The organism is Candidatus Burkholderia verschuerenii, assembly GCF_001189365.1.
GTDB lineage: Bacteria > Pseudomonadota > Gammaproteobacteria > Burkholderiales > Burkholderiaceae > Caballeronia > Caballeronia verschuerenii.
In genome coordinates, this window is record NZ_LFJJ01000330.1 from 1 (window position 1) to 2379 (window position 2379).

Consider the following 2379-nt stretch of genomic DNA (forward strand, 5'->3'; position numbering starts at 1 on the left):
TCTTTAAGCGTATCAAGCATTTTCGTCGCGTCGCCACTCGATATGACAAACTCGCCCACAGCTACCTCACCTTTGTCTCCATCGTGTCTGCCTTCGGGCCGCTCTTAAATGTAAACAGGACCTAGTACACGTGCGACACGTGTCGCCGTCAGCCCGCGTCAATCGGCATGCAGTACGCGGTAAAGCTCGTTTTTTGTCTTGTCACGCTTCGCAAGGCACCGCGGGGGACGGACAAATACTTGGACGTAAGCGGTCGAGGAACAACGTCCTTCCAATAGAGTGGCTGAAGATCTGAACCTAAGTGTCCGCGTGGACACATGCACTCAGACCACATGAACGAGAATCAAGACCTTCGCAGCCGACTGGTCGTTGGCCAGAAGCGGGACGGACGCCGTGAATCCAATGAGGATGCTGTTCGGGAACTGGTCGCTCTGTACCTGAGGCCGGGCGTGTCGATCGCTCGTGCCGCAATGGATCACGACGTCAACCCGAACCAGTTGCGCCGAAAGATCGCACGGTATCAGCCGCAGATCCTGCACGGTTCCGGGGAGCCGGAACCAATGGTCGTCGACGGCGTGTCGATCGACATTTCTGCGCCGCCAGTCAAGGATTGCGCGAAGGCAAATGCCTTACCGGCGTTTGTGCCCGTCGTCCCGGCCACAATTCCGCCATCGATGGCGTCTAGTCCGATCCCATCGATGACGCTCGCGCTGCATGTTCGGTTAATCTAGCGTCTTTCTTGGGCGCTCGTTCAGTCTTCTCGCTATGGCGTTGAGTTTGGTGTGCGAATCAAGCCGACAGATCGATGCCTTTTGTGAAGTCGGCTGGTCGGCGCTCATGTAGTGCCTGCTCCAGGATTCATCCAGGGTTAAGGAACCTCTGCAAAACGCCTTCGTATATCAACGCTAAATAGTACTATCACGGAAAAAGACGAGCTCGGAACATCACGATGACGCAACTTCATCTCGGCTTGAACCTGTCAACCAAGCGCAAGCGCGAGTTTCTCGACGAGATGAGACGCGTCGTGCCTTGGTCGAGGCTGATTGCGTTGATCGAGCCGCATTATCTGAAGGGAAAGACTGGCCGTCCGCCATTTCCGGGTGCGACGATGTTTCAGATTCACTTCATGCAGCAGTGGTTCGGTCTGACGGATCCGGCGATGGAAGAAGCCCTACACGATGTCCCGCTGTATCGTGAGTTCGCGGGCCTCGATGATGCAATGCCCCGTCGGTGGTCAACGAGATATTGAGCGACAAGGGATTGATGCTTAAGACGGGTTCGGCGTGTTGACGCCACGTTGATTGCGGTGCCCAGTTCGACCAAGAATGGCTCGAGCCCGCGCGATCCCGAGATGCAGTCGACCCAGAAAGGCCGCAACTGGTATTTCGGCATGAAAGCGCACGTGGGCGTGGACGCAAAGTCCGGCTTGGTTCATACGGTCATCGGCACGGCAGCTAACGTGCACGACATCAATGTGGCACATGCGTTGTTGCACGGGGAGGAGACGAGTGTTTATGCCGACGTCGGATACCAGGGCATCGAAAAGCGTGAGCAAGCGGGCACGACTCGATGGCACGTTGCGATGCGGCCCAGCAAGCGAAGGAAACTGAATCTGAACGACCCTGTCGATGCGATATACAACAAGATCAGAACGACTGAAGGCTGGTATCCGGGCGAAGGTCGAGCATCCTTTTCGAATCCTCAAGCGACAATTTGGCTATCTGAAGACCCGATACCGAGGGCTGGCGAAGAATACCGCTCAAATCACCACATTATTTGCCTTGGCAATCTATGGATGATGCGTCGAGCGCTGGCAAATCGTAGAGAAGCCGCGCACGATGAACTTGGGCTTCGTACACTCGCCGCGAGTCAGGACCCCTGGATGGTATCGATTTGGTGACGGACCTCGGCCTCAATGGCCGTGCGCGGTGAGGAAAGTCGGGCCTCAGCGCACACTGTTTGCAGCGAGCCTACATCCACTCGTGCCGCAGGCGTCAGAAGCGTTTCTGCAGAGGGTCCTTAACAATCCACGCAGGTTGTTGACCTGCATCGTGCGAAATTTGATGAGTTGCTGACGCATCCGGTGCAGCGCCAACATCGCCTGTTGCGTCTCGGTCTTCACTGCGACTGGCTTGCCCTGTTGCTGAACGGCGAGCCAAATCGCGCGCGCGTTAGCGACATCGCTCTTGTTGCGAATGTTGAAAGTCTTGGCGAATTCCGCTGGTATCAGTTTGACCTTGTGCCCCATCTTGATTAGTCGGCCCTTCAGAATTAGTCGAAGTCAAGGGTGGCAAGGGGCCGCCGGAAGATCGTGTTTCCCAGAACTCCCAGAAGCAATATTGATCTGAATGGTTTCCTGGGAGTTTGGAACTTCGCCGA

General features: G+C 55.9%; 1 protein-coding gene and 3 pseudogenes. 3 read left to right on the forward strand and 1 reads right to left on the reverse strand.

Going from position 1 to position 2379, the window contains the following annotated elements:
• The 3 genes and pseudogenes from BVER_RS33105 to BVER_RS28605 all read left to right on the forward strand — a co-directional run.
• A pseudogene (locus tag BVER_RS33105) lies at window positions 1-125 on the forward strand (IS5/IS1182 family transposase); the annotation flags it as partial.
• 207 nt (window positions 126-332) lie between these two features.
• Entirely contained in the window at window positions 333-731 is a 399-nt protein-coding gene (locus BVER_RS28600) for a transposase (protein ID WP_157056281.1), read from the forward strand.
• A gap of 218 nt (window positions 732-949) precedes the next feature.
• A pseudogene (locus BVER_RS28605) lies at window positions 950-1900 on the forward strand (IS5 family transposase).
• Between the two features lie 120 nt (window positions 1901-2020).
• Here BVER_RS28605 and BVER_RS28610 read toward each other — a convergent pair.
• Window positions 2021-2260 (reverse strand): annotated as a pseudogene (locus BVER_RS28610) (IS110 family transposase); the annotation flags it as partial.
• Between the last annotated feature and the right edge of the window lie 119 nt (window positions 2261-2379).